Below are 17,514 nucleotides of genomic sequence, written 5' to 3'. Positions count from 1 at the left end.
CCCACGGCGTTAGCCCTGTCGACCTACAGTCACCCGGTCCGGCGAGGTGAAATCACCGGGTGTACACCCCGGTCGGGGAATCGTGGTATCCCTTCGCCCCGACGACGTCGGCCAGCGGACTGCGGGGCGGCCCGCCCTCTCGCACCCGCGCGACGACAGCGTCGACGTCCCAGATCGGGGTCCAGCCGAGCTCGGCGACCGCCCGGTCCGGGCAGTACACGCGGTCCACCGGCGGGACCGGCCGGCCGCGTTCGGCCAGCAGCGCGGCGAGCGCCGGGGCCCGCCGCTCCAGCACCGCGGCCGGGTCGTTGCCCAGCTCGGCGAGGTCGGACCGGCGGAACGGCGACGGCGCGCTGACCACGTAGCGGGCGAACCCGAGCTCGGGCGCCCGCCGGGCCGCGGCCAGGTGCGCGGACACGACGTCGGCGACGTCGACCCGCCGGTGGCAGAACTCCACCAGCTTGAGCGTGGTGTCGTCGTGGGCGGCGCGGACGTCGTCGCGGTCGTCGGCCTCGGGGAAGAACCGCGAGGTCCGCAGCACCACCACCGGCAGCCCCGGGTCCAGCGCGGCCAGCTCGCACAGGTCCTCGGCGGCGGTCTTGGTGGCTCCGTAGACGTTGCGGACCCGCGGCACCACGGTCTCGTCGATCCAGGTCGCGGGCCCGCCCGGTGCCGGGGCCAGCGCACGGCCGAACGCGCTGGTCGAGGACGTGAACACCACGCCCCGCACCCCCGCGGCGGCGGACTCCTCCAGCACCGCGAGGGTGCCCGACACGTTCGTGTCGACGAAGTCCTGCCTGCTGTGCGAGCCGACGTGCGGCTTGTGCAGCGTCGCGGTGTGCAGGACGTGGGTGACCCCCCGCAACGCCGACCGCAGGGCGTCGCGGTCGGTCAGCGACGCGACGACCGCGGTCCACGGCGAGGGCCGCCGGTCCAGGCCGACGACGGGCACCCCGTCACCGGTCAGGGTGCGGACCAGCGCCTCACCGAGGTGGCCGGAACTGCCGGTGACGAGAACACGTTCCACCCCACCAGTGAACCCGCTCAGGCAAGCAGGTTCCGCAGCTCGGTCACCGCCGCCCGCAGCTCCCTGGCGAACGCGTGCATCCCCTCGGCCTGGTCGGCCGGGGTGGACAGGTGCACGTGGAAGCGGTCGGGCAGCAGCACGTAGGCGACCCCGATGCAGCGCGAGCTGGTCGAGCTGAACCCGAAGTACCGGATGTTGTCCGACGGCGCCGAGCTGGTCGACAGCCAGTCGTCGCGCATGATCGTCCAGCCGGGGGAGTCGAACACCGCGAGCTGCTCGGTGACGCCCAGCTCCGCCCCGCGGCGACGCCGGATCCAGTCCAGCTCCCACAGGTGCTGCTCGGGTGCGTCGCCCTGCTGGCACTGCTTCGCGCGGGCCCCGTGGGCCGCGGCGGCGGCCCGGAAGGTCTCGACCTTGTCGGCGTCGGACGCCTGCGGGTCGCCCATCGTGTCGACGAACGCGACCATCTCGGGGGTGACGACCCGCATCGCCTCGGTGCGGCCGCGCCGGAACTGCCGGGTCGCGATCGACTCGTAGGTGGCGCCGGTGACGCCCTTGGCCCGCCGGTGCGCGACCTGGTAGCAGGCCTGCACGAAGGCGTCCGGGGAGCACTTGAGGGCCTTCGCGTCGTCCGCGCCGAAGTCGTCGAAGGCGACGAGCTCGGTGGCGGTGGCGTCGAGGAACGCGGCGAACTCGTCGTGCGCGCGGGAGACGGTGGCGCGCAGGTCGTCGTCGAGGACGAACCGCAGCTCGCCGTGCGGCGCAGTGCCCTGCGGGCGGGTCCCGATCCGCTCGGCGTGCACCTCGACCGGGTCGGCGAACATGGCGTCGACCAGGGTGAGCACGGTCGTGCCGTCGAGCTCGCAGTGCTCGATGTTGACCCCGGCGGTGCCGTCGGCGAGCACGACGATCGACAGCGCCTTGTCGAACCAGCGGTCGCCGGAGTCCCCCGCCAGCAGGGTCCGCGCGGCGGACTCCTCGTCGGCGGGGTCGGTCTCGTCCAGGCAGACCGCGAGCAGCGCCCGCTCCACCAGGTCGACGGCCTCGGCGTTGGCCGGGTCCAGCCCGGTCAGCCGGTCCCGCACCGCGGCCCACTCGGCCCGGGCCAGGGTGGTCAGCGCGCCGACCGCGTCGCCGGTGGCGGCCCGCTCGGGGTGGGCCTCGCGGATCTCCCGCAGCGCGTCCGCGATCTCCCCGGCGGTGTGCGCCGCCCCGTTCTCGCCGATCACGTCGAGGCGGTGGATCCGGCCGCGGTGCAGCACCACGACGTGCCGCTCGGTGGACGGACCCGGCCAGTCGTCGCTGTAGGGGGTGCGGACGGTGTCCTGCGGGTCGCCCGGGATGCGGGTGGTGGAGAAGATGTGGCGGCTCTGGTCCATCGACTGCGCCACGCCCCGGTTGACCAGCGGTGGGAACGTCCCGGCATCGAGGTCGGCCTTGTGTCCGAGGGCGGCCACGGTGAGCTGCGCGGCCCGCTCGCAGGGGTCGGTGGTGGTGCCCGGCCCGAACAGGAAGAAGAAGTTCGCGTTGAGCGCGATCCGGTCACGCCGGCCCAGGTAGCGCGACGGCCAGAACGCGTCCAGCCAGCTGTGGGCGCCGGCGTCGAAGCGTTCGAGGTCGGCCTGCAGCACCGACGCCGGGCCGCCCTCGACGAGCAGCTCGTGGGCGGCGGTCTCGGTGCGGGCGTACTCGTCCGGGGTGAGCAGCGGGGCGCACCACTCGAGGAAGCGTTCGGCCGAGGCGGACAGCGTCGGGAGCGGCACCTTCGGCAGGTCGTCGTCGGCCGCGAACGTGGTGGTCACGCCCATCAGTCCAGCAGCCCGTCGACGCGCACGGCGCGCGACCCCCCGTGTTCGGACAGTGTCCTCCCGAACAGCTGGCGGGTGCGGGCCGCGCTGCCGACCACCCCCGGGCGGGTGCTGTAGGAGAAGATCGCCGTGTGCCGGGCGGTCTCGCCGCGCACCTCGGTCACCCGGTGCAGTGAGTACCGGCCGCGGAACAGTTGCAGGTCACCGGGGCGCAGCACCAGCCGTCGGACCCGGGCGCCGCCCCTCCCGTGAAGGACTTCGGCGACGTCGGCGGTGTTCTCCGAGGTGGTGTCGCGGATGTCGGGGCAGTACTCGAAGACCCCGCCGGCCTCCGGCGCGCGGGTGAGCAGGCTGATCGCGATCTCGTTGGTGTCGAAGTGCCACGGGTGCGACCGGCCGTCGCCGACGACGTTGAGGCACAGCCCGGCCAGCGGGTCCGCCAGCTCGTGCAGCTCGGGCACGCCGGTGCAGGCGGCGAGGAACGCGCGGAACGCGGGCTGCGGGTAGAGGCGGTGGATCAGGGCGGCGGCCGGGATCCGGTCCCGCGCGACGAAGGCGTTGCCCCGCTCCATCCGCACCCGCGCCGGGTGGTCGGCGGGCAGTGTGGGGTCCGGGTCGGTGTTGTAGACGTTCACCACGGCGGTCTCGTGGTGCGCCAGCGGGGCGACCGCCTCGCCCTCGGTCCGCAGCCGGTCCCGCCACGACGCCCGGACGAACCCGGGGAGCACCGCGCAGCCGTCGGCGGCGAGCTGGGCACGGGCACGGCGGACCGCGTCCTCCCAGCCGGACGAGCCCGGTTCGTGCACCGGGTAGCGCGTCAGGTCGACCGGGTCGAGCTCCTGCGGGGCCGCGAGTGCGGACGGCTGCACGGATCAGCTCCTTCGTGCCCGGGCAGCACCGGTGCCGCCCGCGGTGTCACCGTCATCCAAACCCGATCGGTGTCGACGGATCAACGGTGAGTGACCGAATGATCAGATTCCGTGTGCCGTGGGAGGCTGTCCTTGCGAGAGGGAACCCCGGCGGAGGATGGTTCGTTGATTCCGTCGGCGAGCGAGGAGGCTGTCATGGGAGCTATGAGCCCCACCCACTGGTTGATCGTGCTGGTCGTGCTGGTCCTGCTGTTCGGCGCGAAGAAGCTCCCGGAGATGGCGCGGTCGGTCGGTCGGTCCAGCCGGATCCTGAAGAGCGAGATGCGCGGCCTGCGCGACGACGACGAGCGCCCGGGGGAGATCGGCCCCGGCGGCGCGACCCGGGCCGACACCGAGGTCCGTGACCCCGGCAACCGGCAGCCGGGGGCGGCGGAGGCCACCGCCCGTCCCGAGCCCGGCCCCGAGACCCACCGGGCCTGACGCCGCAGGACGGACGACGCATGACGGTGCTCGTGACGGGGGCCAGCCGGGGGGTCGGCGCGGCCACCGCCCGGCTGCTGGCCGCACGCGGCCAGGACGTCCTGGTCGGGCACCGGGCCTCGCCGGAGGACGCCGCGGCCGTCGTCGCGGAGTGCCGGGCGGCCGGGGTGAACGCTGCCGCGGTCGCCGCGGACGTCACCCGCACCGAGGGCGTCGAGCAGCTGTTCGACGCGGCGGCGGCCCTGCCGTCGCCGCTGACCGGGGTGGTCGCGAACGCCGTCGGTGCCCCCTCGCGGCAGCGCCTGGAGGACATGAGCGACGCCCGGATCGACGAGGTCGTCGCGCTGAACCTGCGCGCGGCACTGCTCTGCTCGCGCGAGGCGGTGCACCGCATGTCCACCCGCTACGGCGGGGCCGGCGGGGTGCTCGTGCACGTCACCTCCCGCGCGGCGGTGCTCGGCTCGCCCGGCGAGTGGAACGACTACGCGGCCGCGAAGGCCGGGGTCGAGGCGCTCGTCGTCGGGCTCGCGAAGGAGGTCGCCGCGGACGGGATCCGGGTGGCGGCCGTCCGGCCGGGCCTGCTCGACACCGACTTCCACGCCAGGGCCGGCGAGCCGGGGCGGATCGAGCGCATGGCGCCGTCGATCCCGATGGGCCGGGCCGGTCACCCCGACGAGGTGGCGACGGCGATCGCCTGGCTCCTGTCCGACGAGGCCAGCTACGTCACCGGCGCGGTGCTGGACGTGTCCGGCGGGCGCTGACCGGCGGGCCGGGCACCCCGCGTCGGCCCGGCGTCGGCGGGTCCACCGGCGCGGGTCGGGGCCCGGCCGGCGGTAGGGGAACGGACCGGCTGTGGACGGCGGTCGGCGGCGGCGCTCAGGAGGCGGCGCGGGCCGAGCGCCCGAAGCCGATCCGTCCGCGGCGGCGGGCACGACGCCCGGCCCCGGAGGTCTCGGCGCACAGCAGGCATCCGTCCCCGGGCGGTGAGGCCAGCGACGCCGGCAGCACCACGTGCCCGCAGAGCGCGGTGCAGTGGCCGGTCCCGTCGGCGAGCGAGTCGGCCAGGACCGCCTGCGCCACGACGTGGCTGCGGCTGTCCCGGGCGCAGGTGACCGTGACGGTCTGCCTCTCGTCCGGTGCGGTCACCACGGCCACGGGGCGCGTACTGGCGGGTGTCACCGACACGACAGCTCCTCCGGGCACGGTTCGACGGAGTAGCCATCGTCACCCCACAGCGGTGCAGATGCAAGTGCATCCGCACGATTGGCCGAACGCGCGGCCGGGTGGTGGCGCAGCGTGGTGAGCGCCACGTCCGAGACCTCCGGCCGCCCCGGGCCGGGTCCCGAAACCGATCGGACGGACCGGTGATCACGGTGTCTTCCAGGGCGGACACCGGGTGTCGCGGCGTCAGCGCCCATTGTGGCACCGATCACGTGGATCACGGCTCCGGGGGTCGCCGCCCGTCGTCAGCGGCTGCATCGAGCGCCCGACGGCACTAACCTCGCCAGTCATGACCGCTCCCGAACAGGCTCCTCCTCGGGCGTCCACGGTTCCGGACGGAGACGCCGCGACCGGCGCATCCGGCCCGGCGGCCGACGCCGACGGTGACCATACGTACGAGATCGGCTCCCCGGTCCCGGCGGACGGGGTGGACATGTGGCGGCTGGCGGTGGAGTCGCGGACGCTGGACGTGAACTCCCGCTACGCCTACATCCTGTGGTGTCGCGACTTCGCGCGCACCTCGGTCATCGCCCGGCGCGACGACGGCCGTGCCGTCGGATACGTGACCGGCTACCTGCGCCCGGAGAACGGCGCCCTGTTCATCTGGCAGGTGTGCGTCGACCCGGTGGCACGCGGGGCGGGCCTCGCCGGTCGGATGCTGGACGCCGTCTGGGAGCAGGCGGTCGCCGTGGGCGGCACCGAGCGGATGGAGACCACCATCACGCCGGACAACGCCTCGTCGATCCGGCTGTTCACCAAGTTCGCCGAGCGCCACGACACCACCATCGAGCGGGAGGACCTGTTCGGTCCCGATCTGCTCGGTGACTCCCACGAGCCGGAGAACCTCTATCTCATCGGCCCGATCGCAGCAGACAAGGGTGAGAACACATGACCGTTTTCGAGGATCTCGAGTCCCAGGTCCGCAGCTACTGCCGCAACTGGCCCGTCGTCTTCGACACGGCGAAGGGGAGCCGTCTGACCGACGTCGACGGCAACTCCTACCTCGACTTCTTCGGCGGCGCGGGCGCGCTGAACTACGGGCACAACCCCGAGGTGCTGAAGAAGCCGCTCATCGAGTACCTGACGCGCGACGGCATCACCCACGGCCTGGACATGTACACCTCGGCCAAGGGCGAGTTCCTCACCACCTTCGAGGAGATCATCCTCAAGCCGCGGAACCTGCAGTACAAGGTGCAGTTCCCCGGCCCGACCGGCGCCAACGCCGTCGAGTCCGCGCTGAAGCTCGCCCGCAAGATCAGCGGTCGCGAGGCACTGATCAACTTCACCAACGCGTTCCACGGCATGACGCTGGGCGCGCTGTCGGTGACCGGCAACTCGATGAAGCGCGGTGGCGCGGGCATCCCGCTGGTCCACTCGACGCCGATGCCGTTCGACAACTACTTCGACGGCAAGATGCCCGACTTCCTGTGGTTCGAGAAGGTCCTCGACGACACGGGATCCAGCCTCAACGAGCCGGCCGCGGTCATCGTCGAGACCGTGCAGGGCGAGGGCGGGCTCAACCCGGCCCGTATCGAGTGGCTGCAGGGGCTGCGCGACCTGTGCACCCGCAAGGGCATCCTGATGATCGTCGACGACGTGCAGATGGGCTGCGGCCGGACCGGTCCGTTCTTCTCGTTCGAGATCGCCGGCATCCAGCCCGACATCGTCACGATCTCCAAGTCCATCTCCGGCTACGGCCTGCCGATGGCACTCGTGCTGATCAAGCCGGAGTACGACCAGTGGGGCCCCGGCGAGCACAACGGCACCTTCCGCGGCAACAACCCCGCGTTCGTCACCGCCACGCACACGCTGCGCAACTGGTGGACCGACGACACGCTGGAGAAGGAGACGCTGCGCAAGGGCGAGAAGGTCGAGGAGGCCTTCAACAAGATCATCGGTGACAACCAGGGCACCGAGATGTTCACCAAGGGCCGTGGGATGGCGCGGGGCATCCAGTTCGAGGGGGAGGGGCTCGCCGAGAAGGTGGCCTCGAAGGCCTTCGAGCACCGCCTGCTGCTGGAGACCGCCGGTCCGAACGACGAGGTCCTCAAGCTGCTGGCGCCGCTCACGACCACCGACGACGAGCTCGACGAGGGTCTTGCGATCATCGGCGAGTCCGTCCGCACCGTCATCGGGAGCTGATACCCACATGATCGTCCGCACCATCGACGAGATCACCGGAACCGATCGGGACGTCGAGTCCGAGAACGGCCAGTGGCGCAGCAAGCGGATCGTGCTGGCCAACGACAAGGTCGGTTTCTCGGTCCACGAGACCACTCTGCAGGCCGGGACGATCAACGACTTCTGGTACGCGAACCACATCGAGGCCGTCTTCATCACCGAGGGCGAGGGCGAGCTGTACGACAAGGACAACGACGTCACGTACCAGCTCAAGCCGGGCTCGATCTACGTGCTGAGCGGCCACGAGAAGCACCAGCTCCGTCCGAAGACCACCATCAAGTGCGTGTGCGTCTTCAACCCGCCGGTCACCGGCCGGGAGGTGCACGACGAGAACGGCGTGTACCCGCTGGTCACGGAGGACTGAACCTCCGTTCCGAGATCACACCGCGAGGGGTGTTTCCGCTGTGTTACAGCGGGAACGCCCCTCGCGGTCGTTCATACGACACCCGTTCGAAGGGAACCGAACCGACAGCGACTCACAGGAGGGTCCATGACCGCACTGGTCGGCAACGAACCGCGTCTCGTGCGCGCCGCGGGTGACCGCTACCCGACGCGCGTCTCGAACACACCGGTCTTCATCGACCGCGCCGAGCCCACCGTCTGGAGCGACCGGGCGAGCGCGGGCATGTTCGGCGCCCAGGAGCTGGAGGCGCACGAGCGCGACGGTTTCGTGCAGGTGCCGGGCCTGCTGACGGCCGAGGAGGTCGCGGAGTACCAGGCCGAGCTGGACCGGCTCGCCGCCGACCCACAGGTGCGCGCCGACGAGCGCTGCATCGTCGAGAAGTCCTCCGACGAGGTCCGCTCGATCTTCGAGGTCCACCGGATCTCGGAGGCGATCGGCCGGCTGGTGCGCGACGAGCGGGTGCTCTCGCGGGCCCGCCAGATCCTCGGCTCCGACGTCTACGTCCACCAGAGCCGGATCAACTACAAGCCCGGCTTCGGCGGCGGTGGGTTCTACTGGCACTCGGACTTCGAGACCTGGCACGCCGAGGACGGCATGCCGGGCCCGCGTGCGGTCAGCTGCTCGATCTCGCTGACCGACAATCACCCGTTCAACGGCTGCCTCATGATCATGCCCGGATCGCACCGGACCTTCGTGTCCTGCGTGGGCGAGACGCCGGAGGACTACTACCGGACGTCGCTGAAGGAGCAGAAGATCGGCACGCCCGACGCACGGTCGATCGCCAAGCTCGCCGAGCGGCACGGCATCACGATGATGACCGGCGACGCGGGCGGGGCGACGTTCTTCGACTCCAACTGCATGCACGGCTCCGGCGACAACATCACGCCGTACCCGCGGTCGAACATCTTCCTGGTGTTCAACAGCGTCGAGAACGCGTGCGTCGCGCCGTTCTCGGCACCGCGGCCGCGGCCGTCCTACATCGCGGCCCGGGACCACACCCCGGTCCGCTGAGCGGCCCACCGCGCACCGCGACGTCGTCGTCCCGCGGGAGCACCGCGGGACGACGACGTACGGCTCAGGCGTCCTGCAGCGGAGCCAGCTGAGGACGCTTGGCGTGGTAGTCGTCCCAGGTGCTGGTGCCGCGCAGGCGCCGGCGCAGGAACGGCATCACGTGCTGGGTGACCCACCGCAGGTCCTCGGCCTGCCGGGCGGTCCACGGCGCGGGCTCGACGGCCGGCTCCGGCCACGGGCCGCGCCAGTCCGGCGCGTCCTCGCCGAGCGTCTCCAGCACCCGCCAGGCGACCCGCTCGTGCGCGTGCGGCACCAGGTGCAGCCGGTCCGGGCCCCAGGCCCGCGGGTCGGCGAGGCAGTCCATGGCCCACAGGTCGACGACGCGGCAGCCGTGCCGCTCGGCGGCGGCCCGCATGTCCTCGTTGTAGCAGGCGATCCGGCCCCGCAGCCTGCGGATGAGCGGGTGCATCCGGCGTAGGTCGAAGCCGGTGAAGATGAGCACCTCGGCCCCGGTGGCGACCAGCCTGCCGAGCGCGGCGTCGAAGCGGCCGGCGAGGTCGTCGACGTCGCAGCTCCAGCCGATGATGTCGTTGCCGCCGGCGCAGAAGGTGATCAGGTCGGGGCGCATCGCCTCGGCGACCGGGATCTGCTCGTCGACGATCTGGTCCAGCACCTTCCCGCGCACCGCCAGGTTGGCGTAGCCGAAGCCGGGGCGGCGCTCGGCGAGGATCTCGGCGACGCGGTCGGCCCAGCCGCGTGCCCTGCCGTCCGGGGTCAGGTCGTCGAGGCCCTCGGTGAAGCTGTCCCCGATCGCGACGAAGCTCCGGTGCCGTGCGCGCCCCTGATCGTGTCGCTGCGTGGCCATCGACACCGCCCCCTCCCGGTTCCGTGATCCTGATCCGTGCCCATCTGTTGTTCACCGCAACGACGTGCGGCGTTACAGCGATGATCACCCTCTCCGGGCCCGTACGCCAATCGGATCCGTCGACCTGCGGCCCGAGATAGGGCACCCTTAGTCAGGTGACACCCGATCCCGCTTCCCGCACCGCGCCCCGGGAGGACCCGCGGCTGGCCGAGCTGCTCGGCGGCCGGGCCGGTGCCGTCGACGCCTCGGTCCCGGTCGTCGCGTTCGTGCTCGCCTGGGTGGCGGCGAACGCCGCGGGGTCGCTGTTCCCGATCAACTGGGGCGCCGGCGCGGCGATCGTCGCCGGGGCCGGGGTGGCCGCATGGCGGCTGTACCGGGGGCGGCGGCCGCGCGCGGTGCTGTTCGGGCTGGCCGGGGTCGTCGTCGCGGCCGCGATCGCGCTGATCACCGGGCGCGCGTCGGACTTCTTCCTGGTCCAGATCGTGTCCAACGTCGGCAGCGCCCTGGCCTGGGCGATCTCGATCGTGGTGCGCTGGCCGCTGCTGGGGGTGGTGGTCGGCGGACTGCTGGGGCAGCGGACCCGGTGGCGGCGCGACCCGGACCTGCTGCGCGGGTACCAGCGGGCGTCCTGGGCGTGGGTGGCGCAGTACGTCGTGCGGCTGTCGGTGTTCCTCCCGTTGTGGGCGGCCGACCAGGTGGTGCTGCTGGGCGTCGCGCGGACGGTGCTGAGCCCGCTGCTGGTCGGGCTGAGCGTGCTCGTGTCGTGGCCGTTGCTGCGTACGGCGCTGCCGGCCGATCACCCGGGCATTCGTCACCCCCGGTGACGCTGTCCGACAACCGGTGACGGTAGAATCGTGATCTTCCCGTGATCTTTGCGCGATCGTGTGAAGGTCACCACATCGGGTGATCGTCCGGCGCAGTCGCTGCGTCCCCGGACGTTCCCCCGGCGGCGATCCGCCTGCACCGACGATCACTGCAAGGAGCCATGCCACACCAGCGCCCCCCGGAGCCCGGCTCCGGCGACGCCCCCCGTGGCGTCCCCGGCCCGGCCCGTCCCCCCGCCCAGTCGTCCGCTCCCCGACCCGGCACCGGTCGTCCGGTGGCCTCTCCCGACGCCCCGCGGCTGCCCCGGCAGCGCACGGCGCACCCGTCCCGTACGCACGGTGGACGGGGCCCGCAGCCGCCGTCGGACATCACCCGCGGCCGGACCACGCAGACCCCGCCCGGCGCCCGTCCGGTGAGCCCGGTCGTGCCAGGGCCGGGCGTGCCTGTCGGGACGCCGCCCGGCGGGCGTCCGCGCACCCGGGTGCTGCCGCCCGCGTCGGACACGACCCGCGCGGCCGGTCCCGGCGGTCCGGTGGGGCCGGTCGGGGGCGGACCGAACGGTCCCGGTGGGTCCGGGGGCTCCGGCGGGTCCGGTGACGGCTCCGGGGACGCTTCGTCGGACACCACGAAGGCGAGCGGGCTCAAGGCCGACCTCAGCCCGACGAAGATCGCGGCCGGCGCCGGGGCTGCGATCGTCACGGCAGTGCTCGGCTCGTTCCTCGGCGCGGTCGGCACGGTGATCGGCGCGGCGCTCGGCTCGATCATCTCGACGCTGGCCACCACGCTGTTCACGCGCTCGCTCGAGGTCAGCAAGGACAAGGCCCTCGAGCTGAAGGAGAAGGCGACCCGGCGGGGCAAGGGCGTCGCCGAGGGCACCGCGGCCGCCGCGCAGGACGGCGCCGGCCGCAGCATCGCCGGGCCCACCGGCGAGGAGACGGTGCTCCTGGACCCGTGGCAGACGCCCGGCGGCACCACCCGCGCCGCCGGAACGGGCCACGGCCGGTTCCGCCGGGTGCGGGTCACCCGCAAGACGGTCGTCGTGTCCGCGGTGCTCGGCGTCGTCACCTTCGCCGTGTCGATGTTCCTGATCTCCGGCATCGAGTTCGTGAAGGGCTCGTCGCTGTCCGGCTCCTCCGGCACCTCGGTGAGCAACGTCGTCCGCGGCGGTGCGCCTCCGGCCCAGCAGGAGAACGACCGGGGCGAGGGCTCCGGGGGCGACTCGTCGACGTCGTCGTCGAGCTCGACCTCCACCGAGGAGTCGGGGACCAGCACGTCGGAGTCGACGACCAGCACCCGCGACCGGGACTCCGGTCAGGACGGCTCGGGCTCGTCGAACCCGCTGCAGGACGGGCTGAACCGGGTCCTGCCGACCCAGCAGCCGGGCTCCGGGCAGGATTCCGGCGGCCAGAACTCCGGCGGCCAGAACTCCGGCGGCCAGAACTCGGGCGACCAGGGCTCGGGCACGCAGAACTGACCGGCGTCCCGCGGCGCCGTCAGCCGGCGTCGCGGGATCGACGCGGTCGGGCCTCAGACCAGCCGGGCCCGCAGCGCCGCCGCGGCCGCACGCGGGTCCTCGGCCTCGGTGATCGCCCGGACCACGACGATCCGGTCGGCGCCGGCGTCGAGGACCTCGTCCAGTCGGTCGCCGTCGATGCCCCCGATCGCGAACCACGGCCGCGCCGGGGCGCGCCCGGCGACCGTGCGGACCAGGTCCAGGCCGGGCGCCGGGCGTCCCGGCTTGGTCGGGGTGGGCCAGCAGGGACCGACGCAGAAGTAGTCCACGCCGTCCTCGTCGGCGGCGGTCAGGGTCTCCTCGGGGCTGTGCGAGGACCGGCCGACGAGCACGTCGTCGCCGACGACCCGGCGTGCCCACGGCACCGGCAGGTCGTCCTGGCCGAGGTGGAGCACGTCGGCGCCCGCGGCGAGCGCGACGTCGGCGCGGTCGTTCACCGCGAGCAGCGCGCCGTGCCGGCGGCAGGCGTCGGCGAGCACCTCCAGGGCGGCGAGCTCGGCGCGTGCCTCCAGCGGTCCGTCGGGCCCGCCCTTGTCCCGCAGCTGGACGATGTCGACCCCGCCGGCGAGCGCGGCGTCGGCGAACTCCGCCAGGTCACCACGCGCAGTGCGGGCGTCGGTGCACAGGTAGAGGCGGGCGTCGGTGAGGGCGTCGAGCCGGGCGCGACGGGTGTCGCGGGTGCCGGGGCGGGTATCAGTGTCGGACACGGCTCGCAGGCTACGGCGTAGCCTGTGCCCCGGACGACGACGAACCACGGGAGCCCGGGCAGCGGGCTGAGAGGGGACCCGCGACGCGGTCCCGACCGTCGAACCTGATCCGGGTCATGCCGGCGCAGGGAGTGAGGTGGATCCGATGAGCGCGAGTGCCGGACGGCTGGTCGTCGCGGGGGCGGGCGCGGTCGGCCTGTCCCTCGCCCGCGCGGCGGCCCGCGACGGCTGGTCGGTGACCGTGTTCGACCCGGCCCCCGGTCGCGGCGCGTCCTGGGTGGCCGGCGGGATGCTCGCCCCGGTCACCGAGGCCTGGCCCGGTGAGGAGGACCTGCTCGCCCTCGGGCTGGACTCGGTCGCCCGCTGGCCGGAGTTCGCCGCGGCCCTGTCCGCCGACGCCGGCACCGACGCCGGGCTGCACCCGGAGGGCACCGTCGTCGCCGCGACCGGGTCGGGCGACCGCGCCGAGCTGACCGCGCTCGCGGACTACCTGGAGTCCCTCGGCCGCGACGTGCGCCGGCTGACCGGCCGCGAGCTGCGCCGGCTCGAACCCGCGCTGGGCCCCGAGGTCCGCGGCGGCCTGTCGGTGCCCGACGACCCCTCGGTGGACAACCGGCGGTTGCTCGCCGCACTGGCGACCGCGGCGGAGCGGGCCGGGGTCGTGGTCTCCGACCGGGGGGTCGCGCGCGTGCTCGACGACGGCGCCCGCGTCACCGGCGTGCGCCTCGCGGACGGGGCCACGGTCGCGGCGGACGCGGTCGTCGTCGCCGCGGGGGCGCACTCGTCGTCGCTGCACCCGGTGCTCGACGGGCTGGTGCGCCCGGTGAAGGGCGAGATCCTGCGGCTGACCCGGCGCGCCGGGGCGCTGCCGCCGCCGTCGCGGACGGTGCGGGCGCTCGTCGACGGGCGGGCGGTCTACGCCGTGCCGCGGACGCTGCCCGGGTACGGCGACCTCGTCGTCGGCGCGACGACGGCGGAGAACGGCTTCGACACCGACGTCACCGTCGGCGGGGTGCGCGACCTGCTGCGCGACGCCGAGCGGATCCTGCCCGGGATCGCCGAGTACGCGCTCACCGAGACCGCCGCCGGGCTGCGGCCCGGCAGCCGGGACAACCTGCCGCTGATCGGGCGGACCGGGCCCGACGGGCTGATCGTCGCCACCGGGCACGGCCGCAACGGGATGCTGCTGGTGCCGGTGACCGCGGTGGCCGTGGCGGCGCTGCTGCGCGGCGACGACGTGCCCGAAGCGGTCCGCGCCGCGGACCCGCGACGGTTCGTCCCGGCCGCCGCCGGGGCGCGCGAGGAGGGGAACCACTGATGTTGATCGTGCTGAACGGCGAGCACCGCGAGGTCGACGCCGACGCCGACCTCGCCCGGATCCTGGCCGAGGCCGGGCTGCCGGAGCGGGGGATCGCCGTCGCCGTCGACGGGGAGGTCGTGCCGCGCACGTCGTGGGCCGGGCACCGTCCCGGCGTCGGCGCGCGCGTGGAGGTCCTGACCGCGGTGCAAGGAGGATGAGCATGGCTGTGCAGACCGACAAGCTCGCCTTCGGCGACCACCTCTTCGACTCGCGGCTGGTGATGGGCACCGGCGGGGCGGCGAACCTGGAGATCCTGGAGCGGGCGCTGGTCGCGTCCGGCACCGAGCTGACCACGGTGGCGCTGCGCCGGGTCGACGTCGCGGGCGGGACCGGGCTGCTGGACCTGCTGCGCCGCCTCGGGATCGCGGTGCTGCCGAACACCGCGGGCTGCCGCACCGCGGCCGAGGCGGTGCTCACGGCGCGGATGGCCCGCGAGGCGCTGGAGACCGACCTGGTGAAGCTGGAGGTCGTCGCGGACGACACGACCCTGCTGCCCGACCCGGTCGAGCTCCTCGACGCCGCCGAGCAGCTCGTCGACGACGGCTTCACCGTGCTGCCCTACACCAACGACGACCCGATCCTCGCCCGTCGCCTGGAGCAGGTCGGGTGCGCCGCGGTGATGCCGCTCGGCTCCCCGATCGGCACCGGGCTCGGCATCCGCAACCCGCACAACATCGAGATGATCGTGGCCGCCGCGGGCGTGCCGGTCGTGCTCGACGCCGGGATCGGCACCGCCTCGGAGGCCGCGCTGGCGATGGAGCTGGGCTGCGACGCCGTCCTGCTCGCCACCGCCGTCACCCGCGCCGCCGACCCGGAGCGGATGGCGCGCGCGATGCGACGGGGCGTGGAGGCGGGGTGGGACGCCCGGCACGCCGGCCGGATCCCGCGCCGCTACCGGGCTCAGGCGAGCTCGCCCGACGTCGAGGGCTGAGGGCCCGGAGCGTTCCGCGGAACGCGCGGGGGCGGCTCAGGCGGGGGTGACGCCGTCGGCGTGCCGCCGGGCCAGGGCGCGGTAGAAGTCCGGGTTGGTCCGCACCCACCAGCGGGCCTGCTCGGTCAGCTCGCCGCGCTCCTTCGCCGCGGAGCCGAGCATCAGCCGGTCGGCGGGCAGCTCGGAGTTCGGCGTGACCGTCGACCCGGCGGCGACCATCGCACCCTCGCCGATCCGGGCACCGTCCTGCACGGTGCTGCCGTTCCCGACGACCGCCCGCGCCCCGATCACGGCACCGTGCACCACGCACAGGTGCCCGATCGTGGCGCCCTCGCCGATCTCGGTGACCGGGTCGTCGCCGCCGTGGAGCACCGACCCGTCCTGCACGTTGGCGCCGGCACGCACGACGATGGGCCCCAGGTCGGCGCGCAGCACGGCGTTGTACCAGATCGAGGCACCCTCCTCGACGCGCACGTCCCCGACGAGCGTCGCGGTCGGGGCGACGAAGGCGTCCGGGTGCACGGTGGGGGAGAGGCCCTCCAGGGCGAACAGCGGCATGGTCGACAGCGTCGCACCCCGCTCCGTGGTTCTCCCGGCGCCGCGGCCGGCACCGCAGCCGTGTCGCCGCCCTGCCGTGTCGCCCGCCGTCCTGCCGCCTCGACACGGCCGGTCTCGCCACGCCGCCGTCTCGTCACGCTGCCGTCGATCTGCCGGCGTGTCGCCAGCTCTGTCCCCGCTTCTTCAGCCGCCGGTCATCGCCCTGTCGTCGGCCGGTCGTGGACGCGGGTGTGCAGGCCGAGGTCGGACAGTTCCAGCGCGGCCAACGCCGCCACGACGGCGGGGTCCCCGGACCGCCACGCAGCCGCCGGGTCCGGCGCGACCCGGACCAGCCGCGACACCGGCACCCGCGACAGCGCCCGCAGGGCCAGTAGATCCGGGGCGGCGGCGCGCGCGGCGACGGCGGCGCCGGCCCGCCGGGCGTAGCGCAGTCGCAGCGGGAGCCAGCCGAGCAGCACCGGCAGCAGCATCACCAGCGGGACGACGACCAGCGCCCCGGTCGCGAGAGCGTCGACGGCGCCCCCGAACTGCCGCCCCGCGGCGACGAGCTCTGTGCCCGCCCCCGCGGCCGGATCCAGCGCGCGGGCCAGGTCGGACCCGATGAACGGGACCGCACCGACCGCTCCGGCGACCCCGGTGAAGGCGTCGGAGACCCGACCGCCCGCGACGACCAGCGAGTCACCGGGCCCACGCAGCGCGGACAACCCGTCGTGCACGGCCACGCCGGCGGTGACGGCGAGGACCGTCCACAGCACGGCGACGAGGTCGGCGACGACCTGTCGGGCGATCCGGTCGGGGCGTTCGGCGTACCAGCGCATCGGTCCTGTCTACCGGTCCTGCCCGCCGGCCCTGTCCCCCGAGGCCGGAAACCGGTCGTCGTCGCGGCCTGCCCGTGCGCCGCCGGGCCGGTGGACCGCTCGCTCGCCCTCGGCCGCGCCTCCTGGGACGACGTGCCCCGCTGCACGCCCGGAGCCCCGACGCCCCCGACCGCGACCGTGACCGTGACCCCCGAGTGGAACCACGGCCTCGGCGAGATCGTCACCGCGCTCCTCGACCGGGCGTGGCTTCCGGCGCCGCGTTCCGCGGAACGCGGTCCGGCGACAACTTTGTGCGGCCGCCGTCCAGCCCCTCGCACATGCGGCTTCCGCGCCCTCGCGCGCCGGTGTCTGCACCGGGCTCCCGCAGGCTCGGTGCGCCGCGGTCCGGGTCGGCTCCCCGGCCGTACCTGTGTCTGTATTCCTCTCCGGTTGTCCGGCGGAGTGCCTGCGGGTTCAGGCCACGGCGGTGGCCGTCGTGCCGGGCGGGAGCAGGGCGTCGAGGATCGGCTCGGGGTCGAGGCGATCGCCGTACCAGTCAGGGGTGAGGGTGCTGCGATCGATCCGCAGTCGGGCCCGCGTGTTCCGTTCGACGAGGGACTCGGCGCTGCCGTCCAGCGGTCTGCCCGTCGCCTCGACAGGGCTGCCGTCGGGCCGGTGGAACAACCAGCCCTCACCGGGCGGGCGCAGGACCAGGCGAATTCAGGCGGTCGAAGCATCTAGCTCAACGAGTTCGGCGAATATCTCGGAGGGCTTCTTCCAGTTGTGGATCTTACGGGGTCGGTCGTTGATATCGCAAGCCACCATCGCCAGATACTTCGGGTCCGAGGTGATTTCCGTGCCTTTCGGGAAGTACTCGCGCACGATGCGGTTGAGGTTCTCGTTGCTGCCGCGTTCCCACGGCGAGTGCGGGTGGGCGAAGTACACCGGCATCGACCCC

Annotated in this window: 20 protein-coding genes, 1 pseudogene and 1 riboswitch; of the genes and pseudogenes, 11 read left to right on the top strand and 10 right to left on the bottom strand. The window is 73.8% G+C overall.

Going from position 1 to position 17,514, the window contains the following annotated elements; genetic code table 11:
- Nucleotides 1–52: 52 nt before the first annotated feature.
- The 3 genes from Ae505Ps2_RS04750 to Ae505Ps2_RS04740 are packed head-to-tail and all read right to left on the bottom strand — an operon-like array spanning nucleotide 53 to nucleotide 3,704.
- Nucleotides 53–1,027, bottom strand: coding sequence for an NAD(P)-dependent oxidoreductase (locus Ae505Ps2_RS04750; protein WP_075309774.1), 975 nt, complete (start codon nucleotides 1,025–1,027; stop codon nucleotides 53–55).
- Between the two features lie 17 nt (nucleotides 1,028–1,044).
- Nucleotides 1,045–2,835 carry a choline/carnitine O-acyltransferase gene (locus Ae505Ps2_RS04745; RefSeq protein WP_075553436.1) on the bottom strand — a complete coding sequence of 597 codons (1,791 nt, stop codon included), beginning with the start codon at nucleotides 2,833–2,835 and terminating at the stop codon, nucleotides 1,045–1,047.
- Entirely contained in the window at nucleotides 2,835–3,704 is an 870-nt protein-coding gene (locus Ae505Ps2_RS04740; RefSeq protein WP_075309778.1) for an arpA protein, read from the bottom strand. Before Ae505Ps2_RS04740 ends, Ae505Ps2_RS04745 begins: the two co-directional genes overlap by 1 nt.
- Before the next feature lie 195 nt (nucleotides 3,705–3,899).
- Between Ae505Ps2_RS04740 and tatA the strand changes: the two genes are divergently transcribed.
- On the top strand, nucleotides 3,900–4,184 hold the full coding sequence (tatA, locus tag Ae505Ps2_RS04735; RefSeq protein ID WP_075309780.1) for a Sec-independent protein translocase subunit TatA: 285 nt from the start codon (nucleotides 3,900–3,902) through the stop codon (nucleotides 4,182–4,184).
- A gap of 20 nt (nucleotides 4,185–4,204) precedes the next feature.
- Nucleotides 4,205–4,945 (top strand): SDR family oxidoreductase, encoded by a 741-nt coding sequence (locus Ae505Ps2_RS04730; RefSeq protein ID WP_075553435.1) that lies wholly within the window; start codon nucleotides 4,205–4,207, stop codon nucleotides 4,943–4,945.
- Nucleotides 4,946–5,060: 115 nt separating this feature from the next.
- Here the strand turns inward: Ae505Ps2_RS04730 and Ae505Ps2_RS04725 are convergent, their stop codons facing one another.
- On the bottom strand, nucleotides 5,061–5,369 hold the full coding sequence (locus Ae505Ps2_RS04725) for a hypothetical protein (RefSeq protein WP_139320128.1): 309 nt from the start codon (nucleotides 5,367–5,369) through the stop codon (nucleotides 5,061–5,063).
- Between the two features lie 325 nt (nucleotides 5,370–5,694).
- Between Ae505Ps2_RS04725 and ectA the strand changes: the two genes are divergently transcribed.
- The 4 genes from ectA to thpD all read left to right on the top strand — a co-directional run bounded on the left by ectA (nucleotide 5,695) and on the right by thpD (nucleotide 9,000).
- Complete coding sequence (ectA, locus tag Ae505Ps2_RS04720) at nucleotides 5,695–6,297, top strand: diaminobutyrate acetyltransferase (protein WP_083695334.1); 603 nt, start codon at nucleotides 5,695–5,697, stop codon at nucleotides 6,295–6,297.
- Nucleotides 6,294–7,547, top strand: coding sequence for a diaminobutyrate--2-oxoglutarate transaminase (gene ectB, locus Ae505Ps2_RS04715; RefSeq protein WP_020625167.1), 1,254 nt, complete (start codon nucleotides 6,294–6,296; stop codon nucleotides 7,545–7,547). Before ectA ends, ectB begins: the two co-directional genes overlap by 4 nt.
- Nucleotides 7,548–7,554: 7 nt before the next feature.
- The gene (locus tag Ae505Ps2_RS04710; RefSeq protein ID WP_020625166.1) at nucleotides 7,555–7,950 is read left to right on the top strand and encodes an ectoine synthase; all 396 of its coding nucleotides are present in this window, start codon (nucleotides 7,555–7,557) and stop codon (nucleotides 7,948–7,950) included.
- A 126-nt stretch (nucleotides 7,951–8,076) separates the two neighbouring features.
- Nucleotides 8,077–9,000, top strand: a complete 924-nt coding sequence (thpD, locus tag Ae505Ps2_RS04705) for an ectoine hydroxylase (RefSeq protein WP_075309784.1) — start codon at nucleotides 8,077–8,079, stop codon at nucleotides 8,998–9,000.
- Between the two features lie 64 nt (nucleotides 9,001–9,064).
- Here thpD and Ae505Ps2_RS04700 read toward each other — a convergent pair whose 3' ends face one another.
- Nucleotides 9,065–9,865, bottom strand: a complete 801-nt coding sequence (locus tag Ae505Ps2_RS04700) for an SGNH/GDSL hydrolase family protein (RefSeq protein ID WP_075554175.1) — start codon at nucleotides 9,863–9,865, stop codon at nucleotides 9,065–9,067.
- A 155-nt stretch (nucleotides 9,866–10,020) separates the two neighbouring features.
- Here Ae505Ps2_RS04700 and Ae505Ps2_RS04695 point away from each other — a divergent pair, with 155 nt between their 5' ends.
- Both Ae505Ps2_RS04695 and Ae505Ps2_RS30930 read left to right on the top strand, forming a co-directional pair.
- Nucleotides 10,021–10,689 carry a DUF3159 domain-containing protein gene (locus Ae505Ps2_RS04695; protein ID WP_020625163.1) on the top strand — a complete coding sequence of 223 codons (669 nt, stop codon included), beginning with the start codon at nucleotides 10,021–10,023 and terminating at the stop codon, nucleotides 10,687–10,689.
- 440 nt (nucleotides 10,690–11,129) lie between these two features.
- Complete coding sequence (locus Ae505Ps2_RS30930) at nucleotides 11,130–12,164, top strand: hypothetical protein (protein WP_175581820.1); 1,035 nt, start codon at nucleotides 11,130–11,132, stop codon at nucleotides 12,162–12,164.
- 53 nt (nucleotides 12,165–12,217) lie between these two features.
- Here the strand turns inward: Ae505Ps2_RS30930 and thiE are convergent, their stop codons facing one another.
- A complete protein-coding gene (thiE, locus tag Ae505Ps2_RS04685; RefSeq protein WP_075309790.1) occupies nucleotides 12,218–12,910 on the bottom strand; it encodes a thiamine phosphate synthase in 693 nt (230 codons plus the stop codon).
- 39 nt (nucleotides 12,911–12,949) lie between these two features.
- Nucleotides 12,950–13,059, top strand: a riboswitch (TPP riboswitch).
- Between thiE and thiO the strand changes: the two genes are divergently transcribed.
- The 3 genes from thiO (at nucleotide 13,056) to Ae505Ps2_RS04670 (ending at nucleotide 15,201) form a co-directional block, all read left to right on the top strand.
- Nucleotides 13,056–14,228 (top strand): glycine oxidase ThiO, encoded by a 1,173-nt coding sequence (gene thiO, locus Ae505Ps2_RS04680; protein ID WP_075334370.1) that lies wholly within the window; start codon nucleotides 13,056–13,058, stop codon nucleotides 14,226–14,228. Its footprint overlaps the riboswitch before it by 4 nt.
- Complete coding sequence (gene thiS, locus Ae505Ps2_RS04675; RefSeq protein ID WP_075309794.1) at nucleotides 14,228–14,428, top strand: sulfur carrier protein ThiS; 201 nt, start codon at nucleotides 14,228–14,230, stop codon at nucleotides 14,426–14,428. Before thiO ends, thiS begins: the two co-directional genes overlap by 1 nt.
- 2 nt (nucleotides 14,429–14,430) lie before the next feature.
- Nucleotides 14,431–15,201: a thiazole synthase gene (locus Ae505Ps2_RS04670; RefSeq protein ID WP_043277356.1), complete on the top strand. Its 771-nt coding sequence runs from the start codon at nucleotides 14,431–14,433 to the stop codon at nucleotides 15,199–15,201.
- 36 nt (nucleotides 15,202–15,237) lie between these two features.
- Here the strand turns inward: Ae505Ps2_RS04670 and Ae505Ps2_RS04665 are convergent, their stop codons facing one another.
- The 4 genes and pseudogenes from Ae505Ps2_RS04665 to Ae505Ps2_RS32460 form a co-directional block, all read right to left on the bottom strand.
- Entirely contained in the window at nucleotides 15,238–15,759 is a 522-nt protein-coding gene (locus tag Ae505Ps2_RS04665) for a gamma carbonic anhydrase family protein (protein ID WP_075309798.1), read from the bottom strand.
- Nucleotides 15,760–15,953: 194 nt separating this feature from the next.
- On the bottom strand, nucleotides 15,954–16,577 hold the full coding sequence (locus Ae505Ps2_RS04660; RefSeq protein WP_075309800.1) for a hypothetical protein: 624 nt from the start codon (nucleotides 16,575–16,577) through the stop codon (nucleotides 15,954–15,956).
- A gap of 453 nt (nucleotides 16,578–17,030) precedes the next feature.
- Nucleotides 17,031–17,240 (bottom strand): hypothetical protein, encoded by a 210-nt coding sequence (locus tag Ae505Ps2_RS04655; RefSeq protein ID WP_075553433.1) that lies wholly within the window; start codon nucleotides 17,238–17,240, stop codon nucleotides 17,031–17,033.
- 36 nt (nucleotides 17,241–17,276) lie between these two features.
- Nucleotides 17,277–17,514: pseudogene (locus Ae505Ps2_RS32460) on the bottom strand (IS30 family transposase); the annotation flags it as partial.

Origin of the sequence: Pseudonocardia sp. Ae505_Ps2 (assembly GCF_001932425.1) — a bacterium.
In the GTDB taxonomy this organism is placed as follows: Bacteria; Actinomycetota; Actinomycetes; order Mycobacteriales; family Pseudonocardiaceae; genus Pseudonocardia.
This window is presented reverse-complemented; position numbering and strand designations above follow the sequence as displayed.